The sequence below is a fragment of the Bacillus sp. AFS012607 genome (assembly GCF_002558005.1).
Classification (GTDB): Bacteria; Bacillota; Bacilli; order Bacillales; family Bacillaceae_G; genus Bacillus_A; species Bacillus_A thuringiensis_S.
In genome coordinates, this window is sequence record NZ_NTVM01000119.1 from 1 (window position 1) to 399 (window position 399).

The following is a 399-nucleotide window of genomic DNA, read 5'->3' on the forward strand; positions in this document are numbered from 1 at the left end:
AGGAAATAAAAACGTAATGAAAGAGGTTAAAGAATTAGAGAAACGAGATATTCAACAATCTACGCTAAGTGAAGAGGAAAAGAAAGCTAAGATTGAAAAAATTGATAAAGATCTACAGAACATCTAAGGGGGAGAGAATAACATGCCTTTAAATTATGAGAATCTGTACAAAAAAATGGGAATTGTTTTTCTTGGTGGTTCATTAATATTGAGTACGACAGGGTGCAGTTGGTTTGGAAGTAAGGAATCATCCAAAAGTAAAACAGCCATTACAAAAAAGGTAGATAAGAAGAAACCGGATGAAAAGAAAGAAGATCTGAACAAACAAGATTTCGAAGCAATTACAGAGAATGCAATTCAAAGTAAAGATAATGAAGTTGCTTATGTTCTCGAAGAGCT

The 399-nt window shown here is 32.8% G+C and carries 1 pseudogene; it reads left to right on the forward strand.

Annotation, left to right across the window (positions count from 1 at the left end):
* Positions 1–142 precede the first annotated feature (142 nt).
* Positions 143–399 (forward strand): annotated as a pseudogene (locus CN409_RS31200) (hypothetical protein); the annotation flags it as partial.